24 protein-coding genes are annotated in these 21,872 nt (G+C 41.1%); 19 read left to right on the top strand and 5 right to left on the bottom strand.

Annotation, left to right across the window (positions count from 1 at the left end; translation table 11 throughout):
* The first annotated feature begins 87 nt into the window (after positions 1-87).
* The 8 genes from rpmJ (at position 88) to rpsI (ending at position 4,942) form a co-directional block, all read left to right on the top strand.
* Positions 88-201 carry a 50S ribosomal protein L36 gene (rpmJ, locus tag VF06_RS01880; RefSeq protein WP_015129703.1) on the top strand — a complete coding sequence of 38 codons (114 nt, stop codon included), beginning with the start codon at positions 88-90 and terminating at the stop codon, positions 199-201.
* A gap of 118 nt (positions 202-319) precedes the next feature.
* Positions 320-700: a 30S ribosomal protein S13 gene (rpsM, locus tag VF06_RS01875; protein ID WP_099070834.1), complete on the top strand. Its 381-nt coding sequence runs from the start codon at positions 320-322 to the stop codon at positions 698-700.
* 58 nt (positions 701-758) lie between these two features.
* The gene (rpsK, locus tag VF06_RS01870; RefSeq protein ID WP_096558115.1) at positions 759-1,154 is read left to right on the top strand and encodes a 30S ribosomal protein S11; all 396 of its coding nucleotides are present in this window, start codon (positions 759-761) and stop codon (positions 1,152-1,154) included.
* A gap of 445 nt (positions 1,155-1,599) precedes the next feature.
* The gene (locus tag VF06_RS01865; protein WP_096536960.1) at positions 1,600-2,547 is read left to right on the top strand and encodes a DNA-directed RNA polymerase subunit alpha; all 948 of its coding nucleotides are present in this window, start codon (positions 1,600-1,602) and stop codon (positions 2,545-2,547) included.
* Between the two features lie 121 nt (positions 2,548-2,668).
* Positions 2,669-3,019: a 50S ribosomal protein L17 gene (gene rplQ, locus VF06_RS01860; protein ID WP_099070833.1), complete on the top strand. Its 351-nt coding sequence runs from the start codon at positions 2,669-2,671 to the stop codon at positions 3,017-3,019.
* Positions 3,020-3,173: 154 nt separating this feature from the next.
* On the top strand, positions 3,174-4,001 hold the full coding sequence (gene truA, locus VF06_RS01855) for a tRNA pseudouridine(38-40) synthase TruA (protein ID WP_099070832.1): 828 nt from the start codon (positions 3,174-3,176) through the stop codon (positions 3,999-4,001).
* 69 nt (positions 4,002-4,070) lie between these two features.
* Positions 4,071-4,526 (top strand): 50S ribosomal protein L13, encoded by a 456-nt coding sequence (rplM, locus tag VF06_RS01850; RefSeq protein WP_180267288.1) that lies wholly within the window; start codon positions 4,071-4,073, stop codon positions 4,524-4,526.
* Positions 4,526-4,942, top strand: coding sequence for a 30S ribosomal protein S9 (gene rpsI / locus VF06_RS01845; protein ID WP_099070830.1), 417 nt, complete (start codon positions 4,526-4,528; stop codon positions 4,940-4,942). The genes rplM and rpsI overlap by 1 nt, the downstream gene beginning before the upstream one ends.
* On the opposite strand, the gene VF06_RS38815 is transcribed toward rpsI, so the two are convergent.
* Positions 4,932-5,090, bottom strand: coding sequence for a histidine kinase (locus VF06_RS38815; protein WP_143861699.1), 159 nt, complete (start codon positions 5,088-5,090; stop codon positions 4,932-4,934). The genes rpsI and VF06_RS38815 overlap by 11 nt on opposite strands.
* Before the next feature lie 42 nt (positions 5,091-5,132).
* On the opposite strand from VF06_RS38815, the gene rpmE reads away from it, so the two are divergent.
* Entirely contained in the window at positions 5,133-5,372 is a 240-nt protein-coding gene (gene rpmE / locus VF06_RS01840) for a 50S ribosomal protein L31 (protein ID WP_073641968.1), read from the top strand.
* A gap of 105 nt (positions 5,373-5,477) precedes the next feature.
* Positions 5,478-6,575: a peptide chain release factor 1 gene (gene prfA / locus VF06_RS01835; protein WP_099070829.1), complete on the top strand. Its 1,098-nt coding sequence runs from the start codon at positions 5,478-5,480 to the stop codon at positions 6,573-6,575.
* 6 nt (positions 6,576-6,581) lie between these two features.
* Here the strand turns inward: prfA and VF06_RS01830 are convergent, their stop codons facing one another.
* Positions 6,582-7,031, bottom strand: coding sequence for a hypothetical protein (locus VF06_RS01830; protein ID WP_099070828.1), 450 nt, complete (start codon positions 7,029-7,031; stop codon positions 6,582-6,584).
* Between the two features lie 191 nt (positions 7,032-7,222).
* Here VF06_RS01830 and VF06_RS01825 point away from each other — a divergent pair, with 191 nt between their 5' ends.
* From VF06_RS01825 to VF06_RS01785, 9 genes are all read left to right on the top strand, one after another.
* Positions 7,223-7,585 carry a helix-turn-helix domain-containing protein gene (locus tag VF06_RS01825; protein ID WP_099070827.1) on the top strand — a complete coding sequence of 121 codons (363 nt, stop codon included), beginning with the start codon at positions 7,223-7,225 and terminating at the stop codon, positions 7,583-7,585.
* 75 nt (positions 7,586-7,660) lie between these two features.
* Positions 7,661-8,119 carry a DUF29 domain-containing protein gene (locus tag VF06_RS01820; RefSeq protein WP_099070826.1) on the top strand — a complete coding sequence of 153 codons (459 nt, stop codon included), beginning with the start codon at positions 7,661-7,663 and terminating at the stop codon, positions 8,117-8,119.
* A 524-nt stretch (positions 8,120-8,643) separates the two neighbouring features.
* Positions 8,644-9,141, top strand: coding sequence for a hypothetical protein (locus VF06_RS01815; RefSeq protein WP_099070825.1), 498 nt, complete (start codon positions 8,644-8,646; stop codon positions 9,139-9,141).
* A 34-nt stretch (positions 9,142-9,175) separates the two neighbouring features.
* On the top strand, positions 9,176-10,006 hold the full coding sequence (locus VF06_RS01810; protein ID WP_099070824.1) for an Rpn family recombination-promoting nuclease/putative transposase: 831 nt from the start codon (positions 9,176-9,178) through the stop codon (positions 10,004-10,006).
* Positions 10,007-10,161: 155 nt separating this feature from the next.
* A complete protein-coding gene (locus VF06_RS01805; protein WP_099070823.1) occupies positions 10,162-11,856 on the top strand; it encodes an ABC-F family ATP-binding cassette domain-containing protein in 1,695 nt (564 codons plus the stop codon).
* A 563-nt stretch (positions 11,857-12,419) separates the two neighbouring features.
* Entirely contained in the window at positions 12,420-14,018 is a 1,599-nt protein-coding gene (gene gpmI, locus VF06_RS01800) for a 2,3-bisphosphoglycerate-independent phosphoglycerate mutase (protein ID WP_099070822.1), read from the top strand.
* Between the two features lie 242 nt (positions 14,019-14,260).
* Complete coding sequence (gene secG / locus VF06_RS01795) at positions 14,261-14,494, top strand: preprotein translocase subunit SecG (protein ID WP_099070821.1); 234 nt, start codon at positions 14,261-14,263, stop codon at positions 14,492-14,494.
* A 67-nt stretch (positions 14,495-14,561) separates the two neighbouring features.
* Positions 14,562-15,488: a peptidase gene (locus tag VF06_RS01790; protein ID WP_099070820.1), complete on the top strand. Its 927-nt coding sequence runs from the start codon at positions 14,562-14,564 to the stop codon at positions 15,486-15,488.
* 247 nt (positions 15,489-15,735) lie between these two features.
* Entirely contained in the window at positions 15,736-17,499 is a 1,764-nt protein-coding gene (locus tag VF06_RS01785; protein WP_099070819.1) for a DUF262 domain-containing protein, read from the top strand.
* Positions 17,500-17,755: 256 nt separating this feature from the next.
* Here VF06_RS01785 and VF06_RS01780 read toward each other — a convergent pair whose 3' ends face one another.
* From VF06_RS01780 to recO, 3 genes are all read right to left on the bottom strand, one after another.
* Positions 17,756-18,904 (bottom strand): glycosyltransferase family 4 protein, encoded by a 1,149-nt coding sequence (locus VF06_RS01780; protein WP_099070818.1) that lies wholly within the window; start codon positions 18,902-18,904, stop codon positions 17,756-17,758.
* A gap of 334 nt (positions 18,905-19,238) precedes the next feature.
* Positions 19,239-20,897, bottom strand: a complete 1,659-nt coding sequence (locus VF06_RS01775; protein WP_099070817.1) for an MFS transporter — start codon at positions 20,895-20,897, stop codon at positions 19,239-19,241.
* The gene (gene recO / locus VF06_RS01770) at positions 20,881-21,792 is read right to left on the bottom strand and encodes a DNA repair protein RecO (protein ID WP_099070816.1); all 912 of its coding nucleotides are present in this window, start codon (positions 21,790-21,792) and stop codon (positions 20,881-20,883) included. The genes VF06_RS01775 and recO overlap by 17 nt, the downstream gene beginning before the upstream one ends.
* Positions 21,793-21,872: the final 80 nt, after the last annotated feature.

Below are 21,872 nucleotides of genomic sequence, written 5' to 3'. Positions count from 1 at the left end.
TCTTTATGACTATTTACCAGTCAACTTACCTGAATAATTCCCTAAAAAATGTTATAATTTAATATTTGGAGTCAAAGTAAAAAAGGCATGAAAGTTAGAGCCTCAGTTAAGAAAATTTGTGAAAAGTGTAACGTGATCAAACGTCGTGGTCGCGTTATGGTGATTTGCGTCAATCCAAAACACAAGCAACGTCAAGGATAAGGCTCTGAATCAACAGAGTAGTGTTGCAAAACGCACAATCTTTATAAAAACAAAGAAACGCAAGATGAGCGTTTTTTTTGACTACAAGTAATCGCAAGAACAAGAGGGAGAGTTCATTGTGGCACGTATCGCCGGAGTAGACCTTCCACGCGACAAACGCGTTGAGATTGGTCTGACTTACATTTACGGAATAGGGTTATCGCGATCGCAAGAAATTCTAATGACTACAGGTGTCAACCCAGACACCCGCGTTAAAGATTTGAATGACGGCGATGTAGCCAAACTACGAGCAGAAATAGAAACTAACTACGAAGTTGAAGGAGACTTACGGCGCTGGGAGTCGATGAACATTAAGCGCTTAGTTGACATTGGCACCTATAGAGGCCGTCGTCATCGTATGGGCTTACCAGTTAGAGGACAGAGAACTCGTACCAATGCTAGAACCCGTAGAGGCAGAAGGCAGACAGTGGCAGGTAAGAAGAAGGCACCAGGGAAATAAATAAATTAACAACACTTGCTAAACAGAGCAAGTTTTACCTTAAACCAACAAAACAAGTATGGCCAGACAACCAACCAAAAAAACCGGGAGCAAAAAGCAGAAACGGAACGTCCCCAATGGGATGGCTTACATCCAGTCTACTTTCAACAATAGCATTGTCACCATTACCGATCAAAATGGAGATGTTATCTCCTGGGCTAGTGCTGGTTCTAGCGGCTTTAAGGGAGCAAAAAAGGGAACTCCCTTTGCAGCACAAACCGCTGCTGAAAGTGCAGCTCGTCGAGCCATCGATCAAGGTATGCGCCAAATTGAGGTAATGGTCAGCGGCCCAGGAGCAGGCAGAGAAACTGCTATTCGCGCACTTCAAGGAGCAGGACTGGAAATTACATTAATTCGGGATATCACCCCAATTCCTCACAATGGTTGCCGTCCACCCAAGCGCCGTCGAGTTTAATCGTTAAAACTTAGGCAGTGAGGTAAGTTAAAGCCAAAGTCAAGTCAAGTCAGTTGCAATCACCGTTTGGGCGTCTAGTGTCGAAACTGTATTCAATCAAGGCTAAAGCTTGGGACGGCTTGGGCGACCAGAAGAACGTCAGATTTTCCCTGTGGGAAAACTGTTGAACTTCGGTCAACCCAAAATATAATTAATCGATTTTGGATTTCAAATTTGCGATTTGAGATTAATCCCTAGCAAAAGTGGGGACTTTGTGCATTTTAAGTTGACGATAGCGTAGCTCAGCCCATCGAGGAGCTTTGAAATTTGTTCCACCTAGAAGAGTGCGAAAATTAACCGAAAAAGCACAATCGAAAATCAAAAATTAAAAATCAAAAATTGACACTCAATTCGGGAGGCAATAGATTTGTCTGCTAGCAGCACCTTAAAAAAGGGAGGCTAATCCGTGGCGCAGTTTCAAATTGAATGTGTAGAGTCTAATACAGAAGAAAGCCGCAACCATTACAGTAAATTTGTTTTGGAACCTCTAGAGCGCGGTCAAGGAACAACGGTTGGTAACGCGCTGCGGCGAGTTTTACTGTCCAATTTAGAGGGTACAGCAGTTACAGCAGTCCGGATTGCAGGCGTTTCACATGAGTTTGCTACAGTCCCTGGCGTGCGGGAAGATGTGCTGGAAATCCTTATGAGAATGAAGGAAGTTATCCTAAAAAACTATTCCTCGCAACCCCAAATTGGTAGGTTACTCGTTAACGGCCCAGCAACCATTACTGCGGCGCATTTTGATTTACCTAGTGAAGTAGAAGTTATCGATCCGACCCAGTATGTAGCCACCATTGCCGAGGGTGGAAAACTGGAAATGGAATTTAGGATCGAGAGAGGTAAAGGATATCGCACTGTAGAGCGAGGACGTGAAGAAGCGACATCGTTGGACTTTCTGCAAATCGACTCGGTGTTTATGCCGGTGCGAAAAGTAAACTATAGTGTCGAAGAAGCTCGTGGAGATGGGTCAATTACCAAAGACCGACTTTTGTTGGAAGTTTGGACAAATGGCAGTATCTCCCCCCAAGAAGCACTATCCTCCGCTGCTGGAATCTTAGTAGATTTATTCAACCCGTTGAAAGACATTTCCCTAGAACCAACAGATACGGGTTCGGAAATTTCAGAAGACCCAACTGCTCAGATTCCCATCGAAGAGTTGCAACTTTCTGTGCGCGCATATAACTGTCTCAAACGGGCACAAGTGAATTCTGTAGCCGACTTACTGGATTATACCCAAGAAGACCTCCTAGAAATTAAAAACTTTGGTCAAAAGTCAGCAGAAGAAGTCGTAGAAGCTTTGCAGCGTCGCTTGGGCATCACCTTGCCCCAAGAAAGAGGCTCTAAACATCCTTAAGTTTATCGAGTCTGGTCGATTACTTATCATCTAGATAAACACTAAACACGTGGAGATTTTTTTGATAAGCGATCGAGTGGACATGATATGAAAATTGTTTGTAGTTCATAAGTGCTTAATTATGCGTCACCGTTGTCGCGTCAAACAACTAAGTAAACCAGCAGACCAGCGCCGTGCTTTGTTGCGATCGCTTACCACCGAACTAATCCGTCATGGTAAAATCACCACCACTTTAGTCCGCGCTAAAGTTGTACGGAGTGAAGTAGATAAAATGATTACCCTAGCCAAAAACGGCTCCTTGGCAGCACGTCGGGAAGCCCTTGGCTACATCTTTGATAAAGCGCTGGTTCACGCTTTGTTTGAACAAGCCCCCACTCGGTATGGTAATCGCCAAGGTGGTTACACCCGTATCATCCATACTGTACCTCGTCGGGGCGATAATGCCGAGATGGCAATACTTGAATTGGTTTAAGTCATTGGTCATTAGTCATTGGTCATTAGCAAATGACACAAATGACGAATGACAAAAGACAAAGCCCAAAGTCTGAGCGCTGGCTTCCGGCGTAGACGCCCCAAGGGCGGCTTGCCGCAGGCATCAGAACTTTGTAACAGAGAACAAAATTTGTATGTTAGAAAGCCACCAGCCTACACAAACTCAGCGAGTAGCCTTGGTAATTCAATACCTGGGCACTCATTTTCATGGCTGGCAACGGCAAAAAAATCAGCGTACAGTCCAAGAAGAGATAGAAATTGCGATCGCCACTATTCTCGGACATCATGTGACATTGCACGGTGCCGGACGAACCGATGCTGGAGTCCACGCTGCTGCTCAAGTCGCCCATTTTGAAGCAACCAGTTTGATTCCAGCTCATAAGTGGGCAACAATTCTCAACAGCTATCTGCCATCAGATATATTAATCAGGGCTTCAGCTGGTGTAGACTGCCGTTGGCACGCCCGCTTTAGCGCAGCCTATCGGCGGTATCGCTACACGATATACACTGAAGATCGACTTAACTTGTTCGTGAAACCCTTCAGTTGGCATTATTACTATGCACCACTGGATGAATCATTAATCCAAACTGCCCTCAAACCTCTGTTGGGAAAGCATCACTTAGCCGCTTTTCATCGTGCTGGTTCAAAGCGATCGCATTCCTGGGTAGAGGTACAGGCAGTAGAGTGTCGTCGCAGTGGGCCATTTATCCATATTGAAATACAGGCAGATGGATTTTTGTATGGCATGGTACGGCTGTTGGTAGGAATGTTGGTACAAGTAGGTTCTGGAGAACGCACACTTGCCAATTTCACCGAACTCTGGAAAGAACAACGCCGCCAAGAAGTCAAACACGCCGCACCAGCTCAAGGTTTGTGCTTGTTGCGAGTCGGCTATCCAGATTTTCCCTTTCCCAAAGAGATTTGGTACGATACCTTGCCAAAGTTGGTCATTGGTCATTAGTGAATTACAAAAGACAATTGACTAACGAAGGATAAAAGACAAAGGACAAAGGACAAATCACAAATGACAATAGTTAAAACATACCTTCCTGCTCAAGCATCCCTTGAGCGTGAGTGGTACGTAGTAGATGCCACCGATAAACGCCTCGGACGCCTTGCCAGCGAAATTGCTCAAGTCCTCAGAGGCAAAAACAAACCTGAGTTTACACCCCACCTAGATACAGGTGACTTTGTAATCGTTGTCAATGCTGAGAAAGTAGCAGTCACAGGTAAAAAGCGGACTCAAAAAGTGTACCATCGCCATTCGGGTCGTCCTGGTGGAATGAAAACAGAAACCTTTGCGAAGCTACAACAGCGCTTGCCAGAGCGGATTATAGAACACGCTGTCAAAGGAATGCTACCCAAAAATAGCCTGGGTAAGCAGTTATTCACCAAGCTGAAAGTTTACGCCGGGCCTACGCATCCTCACGATGCTCAAAAGCCTAAAGAACTAAAAATTAGTACAATTCCTGGAGAACAAAGTTAATGGTAGCATTAGATACCAATAGCGGTCGTGCCGTTTACTGGGGTACTGGTCGTCGGAAGTCAGCAGTAGCAAGAGTACGCCTCGTTCCAGGTACTGGGAAGCTGACTGTAAATGGTAAAGATGGAGACTTGTATTTCCAATTCAATGCCAATTACCTGGGAGTCATCAAAGCACCGTTGGAAACTTTGGGACTAGAAAACGAATACGACATTTTGGTAAAAGCAGAAGGCGGCGGCTTGACTGGACAGGCTGATTCTGTTCGCTTGGGAGTTGCTCGTGCTTTGTGCCAACTAGACCCAGACAACCGTCCACCTTTGAAAACCGAAGGTTATCTCACTCGCGATCCCAGGGCAAAGGAACGGAAAAAATATGGTTTACACAAAGCCCGGAAAGCTCCTCAGTACTCTAAGCGTTAGGATATGGGGCATTGGGCATTGGGCATGGGGCATGGGACAAGGGGGACAAGGGGGGACAAGTTAGCAATCTTTCTCCCTCATCTGCCTTGTCTTCCTTGTCCCCTAGTCTCCCCAGTCCCCAGTCACCAATCCCTAGCTCTAATTTCAACCAAAAAGTTATAATTTTTATAGATTCACCACAAAAGGAACAATGGCTAAATCTGATATTCATCCCAAGTGGTATCCAGATGCTAAAGTCTACTGTAACGGTCAAGTTGTGATGACCGTTGGCTCTACCAAGCCAGAATTACACGTAGATGTTTGGTCTGGAAATCACCCATTTTACACTGGTACTCAGAAGATTATCGACACCGAGGGTAGAGTTGAGCGGTTCCTCCGCAAATACGGTATGTCCAGCGAACAAAGCACCGGCACCAAAAAGAAAAAGTAGCGGGTTGGCTCTGCTGTTAACGACGACCCTGCATTTTTCGGGGTCGATTGTCATTTATATGCTCGAGCCAATTTGTTATTTTTTTAAGGAGCGATCGCACTCGTCATGGCTGAATCATACTTACTGGACAAACTAAAATCCGTTGAACAAACCTTTAATGAATTAACCCGTCGTCTTGGCGACCCCGATACCGCTAGCAACCCTGATGAGTATCAACAAATTGCTAAGTCTCGTTCTTCTTTGGAAGAGGTAGTTAATACCTATGAAATTTGGAAAACAGCCCAAGAAGACTTGATCGGAGCGCGTCAGGTACTTAAAGAATCTGCTAGTGACCCAGAACTGCAAGAAATGGCAGCACTGGAAGTAGATGAACTTGAGGAAAAAATAGAATATTTAGAGACTCGTTTGAAAGTTTTATTGCTGCCTCGCGACCCCAATGATGAAAAGAATATCATGTTGGAAATTCGCGCTGGTACGGGTGGCGATGAGGCCAGTATTTGGGCTGGGGATCTGATGCGGATGTACACTCGCTACGCCCAAACTCAAGGTTGGAAAGTTTCTCTGGTGAGTGAATCTCTGGGAGAAATGGGCGGTTGGAAAGAAGTGATTCTGGAAATTAAAGGTGACGACGTTTACAGTCAGCTAAAGTTTGAAGCTGGAGTGCATCGCGTACAGCGGGTGCCGCTTACAGAAGCAGGCGGACGGGTTCACACTTCCACTGCAACGGTGGCGATTATGCCAGAGGTGGATGATGTAGAAATCCACATCGACCCGAAGGATATTGAAATGACCACGGCTCGTTCTGGTGGTGCTGGCGGACAAAACGTCAACAAGGTGGAAACAGCAGTTGACTTGATGCACAAACCAACGGGAATTCGGATTTTCTGTACTGAAGAACGCAGCCAGTTGCAAAACAAAGAACGGGCGATGCAAATTCTCCGCGCGAAGTTGTATGAAATGAAGTTACGCGAACAACAAGAAGCTGTGACTTCCATGCGGCGATCGCAAGTTGGAACGGGATCGCGATCGGAAAAAATTCGCACCTACAATTATAAAGATAACCGCGTTACCGACCACCGATTAGGCCAAAACTATTCTCTTAATCCTGTCTTGGAAGGCGATTTAGAAACTATTATCCAATCTTGCATCTCCCAAGACCAACAGGAACGTCTAGCTGAATTAGCAACTGCTAGCGCTAATTAATTTTTATTAGTAAAAATTCTGATAAACCGCTTGTTGTAATGTTACTTTTAACACATACAAGCGGTTTTCTAATGCAGCGCAAAGTGCATCCTCAATTTCACTGGGATAGTTGTAATAAGCAAATTCGTATTTCATAACGTAATTTACCTTTGCCCATTCCTTCAGTGTTTGGCAAGTATAAATTAAATATTCTACTTCTTGTTGCCAACGCCCAAAAATTCGGTAGCTGAAAAAACTACTACAGATGTTACCTGCCGTATCCCAGTAAGAGATACACACTTGATGCTTCAGACAGTGGATTTTCTTGATTTGCTTAATCTGATAGCCTTTGGTTTTGAGAGCTTGTTTTGCTTCACGGTTTGAAATTTGCCACAGCTCTGGTTTAATTTTATTAGCGGCTATGAAATTTCGACCTTTGCGGCGATATTTTTTTATTTGGCGTGGCTTGGAAAACATGATGCACCTTTTGTCTGATTGGCAACAATGCCAAATAACGTAGCAGCGTCTATAGTCTATAATTAAAATGAACGTTGCTTAATTACAATGTTTATTTAAAGTATCATTAACAATGATACTTGTCAACATAAAATCAAAATTTTAAACTTTCTCACTAAACTAATAAATGCAGTTGACTAGCTACACAAGCAGTGAACATCGAAAGCAGAGAAAAACTGATTGAAATCATCAAACTAGCTCGCGGTTCCATGAGCCAGCGGGCTTTTGGCAAGCTTTTGGGAGTTTCTGCTACTGCTGTTCAGTTGTGGGAAAAGGGTGTAAATGTGCCAGACACAGAATATTTGGCAAAAATCGCAGCGAGAGCGGGTTATACACTCCAGGAGTTACTTAGTTGCTTGGATGGCAAGCCAATACAAGAAACCTCAGATTTAAGTTTGATTCTCAGACAAATACAGCACATGCCTCTTAGCCAAGTGGCTCAAATTGTTCAGGCTGCGGCTGATAGGTTTGCTGCTGTGGCTGAAGCCTCAGGTGATGAAGCTTCAGCCAGTTGAATAATTGTTCGCAATAGAATTTAAATCATTCAATTAGCTCGTGGTTTGTTGCTGTCAAGATTCATTTATATAGATATGAACAAACCTTGTTTACATAACGAAGACTTTTATGGCTGGACGCAGCAGCAGGCGAAAGCGTTAGAGCAGAGGCTAGTTATGGAACTAGACTGGGAACACCTGCAAGAGGAAATTCAAGCGTTGGGAAGACAGGAGTATCGGGAACTCGTAAGTTCTTTGAGTGTATTACTCGGTCATCTTTTGAAGTGGGAATATCAACCAGAACAACGTTCTCGCAGTTGGTTTTTAACAATTCGAGAACAGCGTCGTGCCATCCACAGGCATTTGCGACAGAACCCCAGCTTGAAGTCTCGAATAGAAGAAGCCTTGTTAGATGGCTTTGAAGCAGGAGTCGATTTAGCGCTACGAAAAACTAACTTACCATTACGAACTTTTCCAGAGTATTGCCCCTATTTATTTGATGATGCGATCGCAGACAATTTTCTGTGCGATACTCGTCAAGACTGGGAAGGATAATTCCTACAATATTTCGACTCCTGAGTCGGTACGAATAGCAACAGATAATTTAGTAGTTGGAAACATCTTATATTTGCTAATAATTCCTTGGTTCGTAGTAGCCAAAATTTATGTGAATAGCGTGTTTAGTGTTACATACCCGATCAACGTTACGATAGTATTCAATATATTTAAGTAGGTGAACACAATTATTTAGAAGACGCATTTCGACTTCTCCCAAGGAGAAACGCTACACGAACGCTCAATGCTCGGTCAGCTTATTCTTCTTAGCACAGACTTACTGAAATATATTTCCCGTGCATAAGGCTTTCCTCATCAGTTGGTGATTTCTAGTTTTTGATCTAGTAGCAGTGTGGGCAATCGGCAAAGATGAGATGCTTTCAACTAACCTATGCTTTTGGCCGGAAATTACACTTACTTTAACAATTTATGTTTTTAGATATCTGAGCAAAATCTAACTACTGGCAGGTAAAAAAAAATGGTTTTAAAATGGTGAAATCTTAAATGATTTTAAGGGTGTATCTATGTCGCTACGCAATGAACCTTTAGACTGGCAAGTTGAAACTAACAATGCTTATATACCAATATACCATCAAGGCAATTTAGTTGGATTTTTTAAACAAGAATATGCAAGCGAAATAATTAGTTTTTTGAATGATGAAGAAGTTTTTAAAAAAGCACTTAAACTAGCTTGTACTGATTTAATAAAAAAAATGGGTGGCGACACCAATAAAGTAAATTATCTAATTCACAAATATGTAAAAAGTAGCGAACGTCCCAAATATGGAACTAGAGCGATCGCTCTTTTACTTCGCGATCGGCAAAAAGAACTAGACTTGAGTAACCCAGAGTTTGCTAAATTTTGTGATACTTTTAAAGTATCTCCTACTGAACTGAATAATATTTATGCTGGAGAACCATTTGATGATAGTCTGTTGGCACCACTTTCGCGAATATTAGGAATTGCAAAGGAGCGATTGCTAGAAGTGCGAGACGGTTTAGAAAAAGAAAGTAATGTATGAAAAGCAAATGATAATTAGCAAGTGGTAAAAAATCATGAAGACAGACAGTATTTTTTACCGCCTGTTTCAAGAATTTCCTAGTATTTTCTTCGAGCTTATCGGAAATTCGCCCGAAGAAGCTAGCCTTTATCAATTTTCATCAATTGAAATCAAACAAACAGCCTTCAGGATTGATGGTGTATTTTTACCCACACAAGGCACTGAAAACCAGATTTATTTTATCGAAGTACAGTTTCAGGCTGATACAGAAATTTATTCACGGCTATTTGCCGAAATATGTTTGTACCTCCGCCAAAACAAACCGCAAAATAACTGGAGTGCTGTGATTTTATACCCTAACAGAAGTATCGATACAGGTGATATTCAACATTATCGTGAGTTCTTCACAAGTCAGCGAGTTAGACGAATTTATTTAGATGAATTAGGTGAAACTGCATCGCTTCCAATTGGTATTGGAACTGTTAAATTAGTAATGGCAACTGAACATATAGCAATTCTAGAAGCAAGGCAGTTGATAGACAGAACCAAATCAGAGATAGATTCACCATTAAAACAGCAGCAATTATTACAATTTATAGAAACTATTTTGGCTTACAAGTTTCCGACAATGAGTAGGGAGGATATGGAGAAAATGTTTGGCTTAAGCGAGTTAAAACAAACCAGATTTTATCAGGAAGCCTTTCAAGAAGGTATTCAACAAGGCATTGAACAAGGCATTGAACAAGGCATTGAACAAGGCATTGAACAAGGTAAACTACAAGCAGTACGACCCATGTTGGCGGCAGGTTTGAGCGTAGAATACATAGCACAAGCCTTGGATTTAAGTGTTGAAGAAGTTACAAAAATAGCAAAAAATCAGTCTTAAGAGGGATGCGGTAATTTTAATGCGTCACAGAGAGCAAATTTGATTTGCAGTTTTGCAAGTTCCTTGGAACAAATTTATAGTTAATTTTTGTTAATATTGGAAGCGGTATTAGTACTTCGTCCTCAATCACCCACTCCCTACCTGAGAGAAACTTAATGCTGCGACTCGAACATATTAGTAAAATTTATCCTACAGGCGAAGTTCTCAAAGATATCAACTGGGAAGTTAAACCAGGCGATCGCATTGGCTTAGTCGGTGTCAACGGTGCGGGAAAATCCACCCAACTCAAAATTATTACTGGGGAAATTGAACCGAGTTCAGGGGAAATCATTCGTCCTGCCAGTTTACACATAGCATACCTCAACCAAGAGTTTGAAGTAGACCCGACGCGCACTGTTAGAGAAGAATTTTGGACGGTTTTTAAAGAAGCGAACCAAGTACAGTTATCTCTGGCGCAGGTACAATGTGAGATGGAAGCGGCTAGTCCAGAGGAACTGGAACGGCTAATCAACAAATTAGATCGTTTACAACGCCAATTTGAAGCTTTAGATGGCTATGGCTTAGACGCACGCATTGGGAAAATCTTACCAGAAATGGGATTTGGGGTAGAAGATAGCGATCGCCTTGTGAGTGCTTTTAGTGGCGGCTGGCAAATGCGGATGAGTTTGGGTAAAATCCTGCTGCAAAAACCCGACTTGTTACTCCTGGACGAACCAACTAACCATCTGGATTTAGAAACCATTGAGTGGTTAGAAAATTATCTCAAGGGACTAATTACGCCGATGGTGATAGTTTCCCATGACCGGGAATTTCTTGACCGACTCTGCACCCAAATTGTGGAAACTGAACGCGGTGTTTCTACTACTTACCTCGGCAATTACTCTGCATATTTACAACAGAAAGCTGAAAATCAATCCGCACAACTGAGTGCTTACGAACGCCAACAGAAAGAATTAGAAAAACAACAAGTTTTTGTCGATCGATTTCGTGCCAGTGCTACCCGCAGTACCCAGGCAAAAAGCCGGGAAAAGCAACTGGAAAAAATTGAACGCATCGAAGCACCAGTAGCTGGGGTGAGAACTCTGCACTTCCGTTTTCCTCCCGCACCACGCAGTGGACGCGAAGTGGTAAACATCAAAGATTTTACTCATATCTATGATGATAAGATTTTGTTTTTGGGAGCGAATCTCTTAATTGAAAGAGGCGATCGCATTGCTTTTCTTGGCCCCAACGGTGCTGGAAAATCTACGCTCTTGCGCCTCATTATGGGGATGGAAACACCCACAGAAGGTACTGTTCAATTGGGCGATCATAATGTTATTCCCGGTTACTTTGAGCAAAATCAAGCCGAAGCTTTAGACTTAAAGAAAACTGTCATGGAAACAATCCATGATGAAGTCCCCGATTGGAAAAATGAAGAAGTCCGCACGCTTTTAGGACGATTTTTATTTACTGGTGACACAGTATTTAAGGCAGTCGGCGCATTAAGTGGAGGAGAAAAAGCTCGTTTAGCATTAGCAAAAATGCTTTTACGTCCTGCCAACTTATTAATCTTGGATGAGCCGACAAATCACTTAGATATTCCAGCAAAAGAAATGCTGGAAGAATCCCTGCAAAATTATGACGGTACGGCAATTGTTGTATCTCATGACCGCTACTTTATTTCTCAGGTAGCCAACAAAATTGTCGAGATTCGTGATGGGGAATTTCACGTTTATTTAGGAGATTATCATTACTATCTGCAAAAAATTGCTGAAGAAAAAGAACAAGCAAGGTTAGCTGCAATAGAAGCCGAAAAAGCTGCAAAAAAAGCTGCAAAAGCAGCCAAAGCTGCCACAAAAAGAAAATAATAAACCGGACAATCGCTTACTAGTAAAACTCAACGCTAAGCATTTGTCAGTTTTTTATTTTAGTTAATGGGAGTTCCACGAAAAAAATAAACTATTCTGGTTAACGCGCTGACTGTTGATGCTTGACAATCAACAGTAAACAGTCAACGGTCAACAGTCACCAATAGCAATGGAATATTTTTTTACTTGGAAGTCCCTTAAATTTTCAAAATACAGTTAATAACTGGTGACTTGCTGGCTTAAAATTGCCATTCAACTAACACAGCTAAATATTGCATTCTCGATCAAAACTTTCATTGGTCATCAATAACACTCAGTCATAATTGACCACTAAAAAATGGTAAATTCACGTGTTGATATGCAACTAAAATGTGTGACAGTGTACTAAATAATCATTGATTATTCAAGATCAAAAACACCATAGAAAAATTACTAATATTTAAAAAATGTCTCAAAAAGCTGCAAGTCCTTCATAAAAGAAGTTAATAAGCAGAAATTCACTTGCGGCAGCGATTAGCAATGGTATCATTCGGGTATTACAAAAAGTAAAGGGCAATTTTACTATGACCAAAGCACCTGTTGCTCCTGTGGTGCTAGTCATTTTAGACGGATGGGGCTACTGCGAGCAGACGCGAGGAAACGCTATTGTTGCTGCTAAAACTCCGATTGTGGACAGTTTATGGGCAGCTTACCCGCATACCCTCATCCACACATCAGGAAAAGCCGTAGGGTTGCCAGATGGTCAAATGGGCAACTCAGAAGTTGGCCATTTGAACATTGGTGCTGGGCGAGTGGTGCCACAAGAACTGGTACGTATCTCTGATGCGGTGGAAGATGGTTCCATTACCTCAAACCCAGCACTTGTCAAAATTTGCCAGGAAGTTCGCTCTCGCAATGGCAAGCTGCATCTAGTAGGGCTTTGTTCTGAGGGAGGGGTACATTCCCATATCACCCATCTGTTTGGACTACTTGACTTAGCTAAAGAGCAGCGAATTTCAGAAGTTTGTATCCACGCGATTACTGATGGTCGTGACACCGCGCCAACCGACGGTATAAAAGCCATCAGCCAGCTACAAAATTACATAGACCGCATAGGCATTGGGCGCATAGTCACCCTCAGCGGTCGCTACTACGCGATGGATCGCGATCGCCGCTGGGATCGAGTCAAACGCGCCTACGATGTCATGACACAGAATGCAGTGACTGACAACCGTAAGGCTGTGGAAATCTTGCAAGCATCTTACGGTGAAGGTGTAAAAGATGAATTTGTCAATCCCGTTAGAATTGCTCCTGGTGCAGTAGAAGCAGGGGATGGGGTGATATTTTTCAACTTCCGCCCCGACCGCGCCAGACAACTGACTCAAGCCTTTGTCAGTCCTGAATTTAACGGTTTTGAAAGAAAGCAAGTCACACAGCTCTCATTTGTGACCTTTACCCAATACGACCCAGACTTACCCGTAGCTGTGGCTTTTGAGCCGCAGAATCTCAATAATATTCTGGGACAAGTAATAGCCAATCACAATCTCAAGCAATTACGCACCGCCGAAACCGAAAAATACGCCCACGTCACGTATTTCTTTAATGGCGGTTTGGAAGAACCTTTTCCTGGTGAAGACCGGGAATTAGTCAGTAGCCCAATGGTAGCAACTTACGACCATGCCCCAGCAATGTCAGCAACAGCAGTTACAGACGTAGCGATCGCTGCCATTGAAAAGGGTTTATATTCTTTGGTTGTGATTAATTATGCCAATCCAGATATGGTAGGGCATACTGGTCAGATTGAAGCCACCATTACAGCCATTGAAACAGTCGATCGCTGTTTGGGACGATTATTAGAGAGCGTTATCAAAGCTGGCGGTACGACAATTATTACTGCCGATCATGGCAACGCTGAGTATATGCTAGATGAAGAAGGTAATCCCTGGACAGCTCACACAACTAATCCAGTTCCCTTTATCCTCGTGGAAGGAGAAAAAGTCAAAATCCCTGGTTATGGTACAAATGTCGAACTGCGAAGCGATGGCAAGCTAGCCGACATTGCCCCCACCATTCTAGAGATTTTACAGCTGCCTCAACCACCAGAAATGACAGGGCGATCGCTGCTGAAAACCGCAGAATACGAGCTGCAACGCACTCGCACCCCCGTGCAAGTAGGCTTGTAAAATAGTTAGGAGTGGAGAGTTGAGAGTGAAGAGTTGATAATTCAGAGTTAGGAGTGGAGAGTTAACAGTGAGGAGTTAATAATTAAGAGTTAATAGTGAAGAGCGATCGATTAAAACTTTCCTAACTCCTAACTTCTAACTCATAACTCCTAACTTCTCACCCCTAACTCCTAACTCCTAACTCCTAACTCCTAACTCCTAACTCCTCTTTTTTAAAACTTGTTATAAACGAGATTGCTACCATGACAGTTACTAATATCGTGCAAGGCATTTGGGCATTTTCCGCCGTTGGTCTAATTGTTTTAGTTTTGCTACACAGCCCCAAAGGTGATGGTATTGGAGCCATTGGTGGACAAGCTCAGCTATTTAGCAGCACCAAAAGTGCAGAAAACACCTTGAACCGAGTCACTTGGGCGTTGACAATCATTTTTCTTGGTTTAACAGTAGTTTTAAGTGCTGGTTGGCTGCCTAAATAAAGATCAGGAGATGTAGCTTTAGCTTACCGCAGGGTGGAAGATGAGGGAGTAAGGAAGTGAGGGGGAAATGAGGAACAAAAGCCAATATCCAATACCGAAAACCCCCAAAAAATTAATTAGACAACTATTAGCAGCTCTTGGCTTAAGTATTAGCACTGGGCTGCTAATTATTTTTAGTAACTTGGGGTATGGGGGAGCCACTGCGGTCTTGGGGTCTCCCCAAGTGGAGCAAGTGGCGTCATGGGGCATGGGGGAGCCACTGCGGTCTTGGGGTCTCCCCAAGTGGAGCAAGTGGCGTCATGGGGCATTAGTTATTGTTTCTCCCTCATCTCCCACCCTGTGGGTTCCCGCTAGCGTCTCCCAAAGAGAAGTTAAAGCTACATCTCCCTCACCCTCCCTTCCCCCAAAACCTCATCCATTGCCATCCACACTCGCGCAGTGGCAAGATAACACTAACAGTGGCGACTACTTTTCCCAAGTGACAACAACTCAAGTTGGTTATTTAGTTTGGTCGCAATTTCCTATTAAAGTTTACGTAGAAACACCAAAGGCCGTTAGCGAAAAACAAGCTCAAGCATGGGTCAGCAGTGTCTTACAGGCTGTGCAAGAATGGAGTGCTTATTTGCCTTTGACAGTAGTGCAACAGCCAGAAGTTGCTGATATTAGCATTTTCCGAAAAGCGCCGCCTCTACAAATTTCTCCAGGTAGTAATATACCCCGTGCGCGATCGGCACAAACTACTTACGAGTTATATACCAATAACAAAGTTTTATTTCACCGCTTCAATATCTTACTCAGTCCGAGTCAAACAGGTGATTATATCCAAGCAGCAGCTCGTCACGAACTCGGACACGCTTTGGGAATTTGGGGTCATAGTCCCCTACAAACTGATGCTTTATACTTTTCCCAAGTTCGCAATCCTGCGTCTATTTCTCTTCGGGATGTGAATACTTTGAAGCTAGTTTATCAACAGGCAACTAGTTTGGGATGGTAAATAATTAAGCCTGAATAACTAAGTTTTAAAACATAATAAATCTATTTTTAATTAATTGAGATAAAAGCTCAGATTCTACACATAACATCTTGCTACTTACTGGAGTACAAATTATAGTAGGTATGAAAACTCTTGTACCCTAATCATGAACTTTATTTATCTGAAAATTACTTTATTGTGTAAATAATATTTATAAAATTGCAATTATTAGGAAATTTAAAAATTAAACTCAGGAGAAAATAATTTCATGGCTGCAATTGAATCTCGTGACTATACATTAGAAGAACTATTTCAGGATTTTTATGTAGTTAAAGCCTATCAACGTGAGTATGTTTGGGAAGAAAAACAAGTTTTAGAACTTCTTAAAGATGTTTATGAGCCATTTTTACACAACAAGTCTGGTTCAGACTGGGAGTGTTTTATAGGAAGTATTATTGTCTGTAAATCTCAAGAATTATATGAACTTATAGATGGGCAACAAAGAATGACAACTGCTTATTTAATTCTATGTGCAGTAAGAGATTTTATACAAGAATTAAATCCTCATGAGCCTGTTGAAAAACTTAAAGAATTTCTCACTTCATATTTTATAGAACAAAACGGTAATGAAAGATTTAAAGAAAGAATAGAACTTCAGTATGATGAAGAAAGCCGAAATGTTTTAGAGAAAATTGCTAAGCAACAAAATTTTGAAGAAATTTCTGATAATAGTTCTGTACAACGCATCAAAAATACTTATCAAGTTGCCTTAAAATTTTTAAAAGATGAATTTTCTGAGGATGAAGCAGCTATTCAGCAAGTTAAATTATTCTATGCACGTTTTATTAAAAATGTAAGAGTAGTTCGCGTGGAGACAAAGAGTATGTCGCACGCACTTAAAGTTTTTGCAACTATCAATAACCGTGGTGTTGGTCTTGATGCCGTAGACTTACTCAAAAACTTGATGTTTATACAAATCAAAGATAAAGACTTTGAAAAACTTAAAACTAAATGGAAGGAAATGTTGAAAATCTTATATAAATCTAATGAAAATCCTATACGTTTTCTTCGTTACTTCATTATTTCAAAATATGATTCAGAGCGTATAAGAGAAGAAAAGATTTATGAATGGTTTGATAAAAATAAAGAAAAATGTGGATACGATCAGAGACCATTTGAATTTATTGATTCACTTTTAAAATCGGCAAAAGCATTTGCAAATTTTAAAGAAGGGAATGATATTTTTGGTAAAGAGAATCGTTTTTTAGAAAATATTTCTTATCTTTCTACCAGTCAGCACTTTGTACTACTTTTAGCGGCTCAACATTTTTCTAGAGAAATGTTCACAGAACTTTGTAAGCAGATTGAAAATTTCTTATTTATCTATATCATTACACAAGCTAGATCGAGCAAACTTGAAATTTTATTTGTCGAATGGGCATCTAAGCTCAGACAAATTAATGATAAAGAATCACTAAATAAATTTATAACTGAAGAAATTCAGACCGAGAAGCAAAAATTGTCTGAAAAATTTGTACTTGCTTTTCGTCAACTTAATGAAGATTCGGTACGAAAAAAAATAATGCAATATATATTAGCTAAACTTACACAACATATTGATGAATTAGCCTATGGAGAAATAGAAGCTCATACTTATTTAAGAAATTACATAAATAAAAATGTCGAAATTGAACATATATTGCCTCAGAATTATGAAATTGTCAAATCTTATTTTGATCAACCAAAGTTAATATCTCACTATGTCAAATATCTTGGAAATCTTGCCTTAATCGAGAAATCTATTAATACTTCAATAAAAAATAAACCATTTGAATTGAAGAAAAACGCTTACCAAAAATCTAAATTTTTAATTACTAAGTCGATAGTAGAGCGGGTGAATATTGGTATAAATACAGCAATTGACCGCGCAGTAAGAGATTTGAGTATATTTGATGAATGGAATTCTGAGTCAATAAAGTCTCGCCAAGAAATGCTAGCTCAATTGGCAAAAAAAGTTTGGGATGTTATCTAAGTTAGGGTATGAATTTTTTAAATATGAAGAGGCAGCAAAATTATAGTTTGCGAACCTCTATTATATTGGAGATAGTTTAATAGAACTTACGCAAAAATTGTGAAAAACCTTTCTTTATTGAACCGCCAAGACGCTTTGCGAAAGCGTCTAGAAGAGAAGAACGCCGAGAATTCCTAGAGCCTGCGTAAGTCCTGTTTAAAATTCAAGTAAGCAACAATCTAACTCATTACTCTTTCTAATTACCTTTTATTTACCCCTATGCTCTACGACTGAGCGGTAAAGGTCGCTGTGTTAACACTTCTTCATAAAGTTTTTCTAACATAGTAATATTCTTACTGAGGGTATACCGGTCTAATACGCGCTGTCTAGCTTTTTGCCCCAGTAAAGTTGTTAACTCTGGATGGTCTTGTAACACAGGTAAAAGAGTTCGCAGTTGCGATCGCACAGTTTTCGTATTAACGACTATACCCGCTCCCTTTTCCAATACTTCTCCATCTGCACCAACATCTGTTGCCAAACAAGCCATCCCACATGACATTGCTTCTAACAAAGATAAAGATAATCCTTCTACTAATGAAGGCAAAATAAATACATCCCCGCCGCGCAAAATTTCGATGCGCCGATTTTCATCTGCAACAAATCCTAACCAGATAATTCCGTATTCCCAACCATAAAATGGCTCTAAAGAAGACTTCAAAGGCCCATCACCAACAATTAACAGCTTGCTGTTAGCCTGCATTGATGACTGCTTCCAAGCTCTCAGTAGAGCTTCGACGTTTTTCTCTGGTGCTATTCGACCTTGATAAACAAACAAGCGTTCTGCTTGAAATTCTGCTTTGATTTGAGAATAACCTGGAGAATATTTGATGGTATCGACACCGTTAGGAATTATGGCAATATTTTCTTCCCTGACACCCATACGTGCCAATAATTCCCGCTGAATTTGGGAAAATACAATCACGCGATCGTAATTAACCAAAAAAGGTGCGTAGAGTTGATAAGCCAAAAGTTGCGTTCCTGATATCAGTTTTGCTCCTTTTCCAGCAAATGGTGTGTGAAAAGTAGCAACCAAAGGTAACCTCAGTTCTTCACAGATTTCTGGTAGAACAAAGTCTAGAGGAGATAAGGTTAAAGAAGCATGTACAACATCTGGCTTAATTTTCCGCAGCGAGTCGGTTAAAACTTTAGTCGCTTTAAAAGTGGGGATTGTGTAAACCTGGGATTTATAAATAAAAGGTAGGGGAACCTCTTGGAGATTTGGCCAATTATCAGGCTCTGATTCTTCTTGAGCAAAGTGGAGAAAACTAACTTGATGCCCCTTGTCTAGCAAGGCATTTGTAATTTCTCTACTGTAGGTAACATTACCGCAAAAGGGCGATTTTTTTCCAATCCAGGCTATACGCATTCTTTATTTGGCTGTAAGAAAAGCGGGTTTAATGTATTAATTTTGCGTCCTTGGTGGTCTTTATCGTTGTATACTTGCTAGCCTCATTTTTAATGCCAAAAATTAGTTCAAAAAGCTAAGTTTTAGCTAATTAAACTCGTAAGTTTATGGCTTTATCGATTTTACTAATAAGTTGCCAATTTTATATATTTAAACAACTTATTTTGCTTAATATCAAATTGATATCTGGCAAGTATGCGATAAATTTTTACTGGTCTTAGTTTAACACGAACACACAATTTTTAAGTAAATAACTAGTTATTTCAAGGTAATGAATAATAGCTGCTGTTGATAACTACTGATGTGAGTTATACCAGGTTAATATTACTCCTGAAAAAACAATGGCAGCTAATCCCAAAAAAACTGCCTGTAAACCTACAAAAGTTTCTGCTACACCAGCTAATGCCAAAGGTAAAGATAGAGCAATGTTAATTACATTGTTTTGTAAACCAAAAACTTTACCACGCATTTCTGGAGGTGTTTCTGTCTGAATTGCAGTTTGCATGGGAATACCCACTAGGGCACCAAAGATACCTAACAAGGTAATCAGTAACAAAACTATCCATAGATGTGTTGTAAACACAGAAATACCAATCAACGATGCTGCCATACCAAAACAACCGCACAGGCTAAGTTGTGTATAGGAAAAGCGTTGACCAAACTGACCGAGAATTGTTGCTCCAGCGGCAATACCAACACCACCTGCTGCAAGTAAAAAGCCGAATTGGGAGGCTTTCATGTTGGGGATTATTTCTGCCAACCGAACAGCTAAAACAGTTAAAGCTGCGAAGACAGAAAATAGGATAATTAGCTGGAGTAAAGCATTACGGATGCGATGATTTGCTTGCAGGTAGGATAGGCCATCTCGCAAGTCAGAGAATACATGAGGGAATTCAGTTTCTGGTGCGTGAGGTTTTTCGTTAGTTTTCAGCAGGAACAAAATGATTCCAGCGATCGCATAACTGCCACCTACCAGAATTTCTTTTCCCAAACCATTACTACCACTAAACTGCAACCAAAGTCCATCGGCGATCGCTAACAAAGGTTCCCCCACTGCAAACCCAACAATTACTGATGCCATCATCGTTGTTGTATAAAGCGAATTCGCAGACAGTAAATGCTGTTCTTCTACCACTAAAGGAATTGCTGCTTGTTCTGCTGGTGCAAAAAACTGGGTCAGTGTAGAAACCAAAAAAGTCACACCCAGAATAATTAAAAAACCCACTGGTAACACTCCTATGGGTTTCCAATCATGAGTCAACCACAACAGAAAGGGAATCGACAAAACCAGAATACCGCGCCAAACATTTGTTGCCACCAGCACAGCCTTTTTCGACCAGCGGTCTACAAACACACCAGCCACAGAACCAAACAATACCGCTGGAATAGTAAAAGCCATCATTAAGGCTGACACCCATCCACTAATACTCTGATTACCAGCTTGAAACTCAGTATTAATCAAGGCAATCATCAGCACCAAATAAACTTTGTCTGCTAGTTGGCAGAAAACTTGACCGCCCCAAAGTGCCAGAAAATTAAAGTTTTTTAATACTGGGACAAATCCGTGCTGTTTTACATTTTCTGAAGCAGACCCATCTACTTTTGGGGGTTCTGTTTCTGGAATAGTGGTTAACGGCAAATTTTTACTATTGTGTAGATCTAACCCATTACCGCTATCATTATTTTTATCAGCCTGACCATTAGTTAATTGGTCTTGGTTTGATGCTGATGATTGACTTTGAACATTAGTTTTTGATGTTTCCTCTGTCCAACTTTGATGGCTATGAGAAAAGTCTTTTGGGGACATTTCTTGCCCGTTGATTTGATTAAGTTTAGACTTAGAAACAGCACTCAGGCGATCGGTTACGGTATGGTCTGATGCCCTATTATGTGTTTTAATCAGGTTCGGTGATAAAGGTAGGATTTTTGTATCCAAATCAGACGATTGCATCATGGTTGGCAGCAAAATAAGAGTCGATCAAGTTAGCAGAGCGAATAGGGCGACCTAATTGATACTGAGTATACTGGCGTAAAATCTGCTCAACAGATAACCAGTTTCTATGGCTAGCACCATCAATGTGCAAGATCTCCGGTTGTGATAGATGTTGAAGCAGAGCTAGTTCCATTGCACCAGGACGACTAGAAATCATAGGTATTTCTTGCCGATGGACAACAACTGTTTGGGCGTTGGATATGGCGGATGGGGCATGGGGCATTGGATATTGCTTATTATTTTCCCTCATTTCCCTTTCCCGTTCTGTTCGCAAACTTTCCCAAGTTTCTAAACAAACCGTTCCACCCGCAGGAGTGCTAAATCCCACCTGCCAGTTGGGGTCTGTAAAGTCTGGAGTTAAGGGTCTCCCAGACAAACAACAAATTTGGACTTGTGGCGTTAGTCCTGCTAAAGCTAAAAGGTGAAACACCCCATGAGCTAAATGAGCCAAAACACCAGATGTATTTCCACTAGGCAACACCTCCAATCGATGGAGATGTTCGTTGAATAATTCATAAAGCTCTTCTTGGGGTTGTTCGCTCAAAGCTTGACACAATACTATTTCTGCTAAATACTGACTAGCAGCTAATTTTCCCAAATCTTTCGCTAGACCTGGATAGGTTTTTAAGGTCTGTGCTTGAGTGATTTTATCAAGCGATCGCCCTTTGGCAATTAATAGTTCATTAACAACGAACATACCGCTCCTACCGCCCAAGCTAGAGTTGTGCTTGCGTGCCCCTGGAGCTACTGCTCGAACTAGACCGAATTCTGGTGTCAAAATTGTCACTATTTTATCCGATTCTCCAAGGGCCTGGGTTTTAAGATTAATTCCGGTTGCTTTGTAGGTTCTACTCATTAATCATTAGTCATTGGTCATCAGTCATTGGTTATTAGTAAATAAATATCAGGACGAAAAACAAATGACAGAGGAAAAAG

This window comes from Nostoc linckia z4 (assembly GCF_002608075.1).
In the GTDB taxonomy this organism is placed as follows: Bacteria; Cyanobacteriota; Cyanobacteriia; order Cyanobacteriales; family Nostocaceae; genus Nostoc; species Nostoc linckia.
Note: the sequence above shows the minus strand (reverse complement) of the source record. Positions and strands in the feature narration are given on the sequence as shown.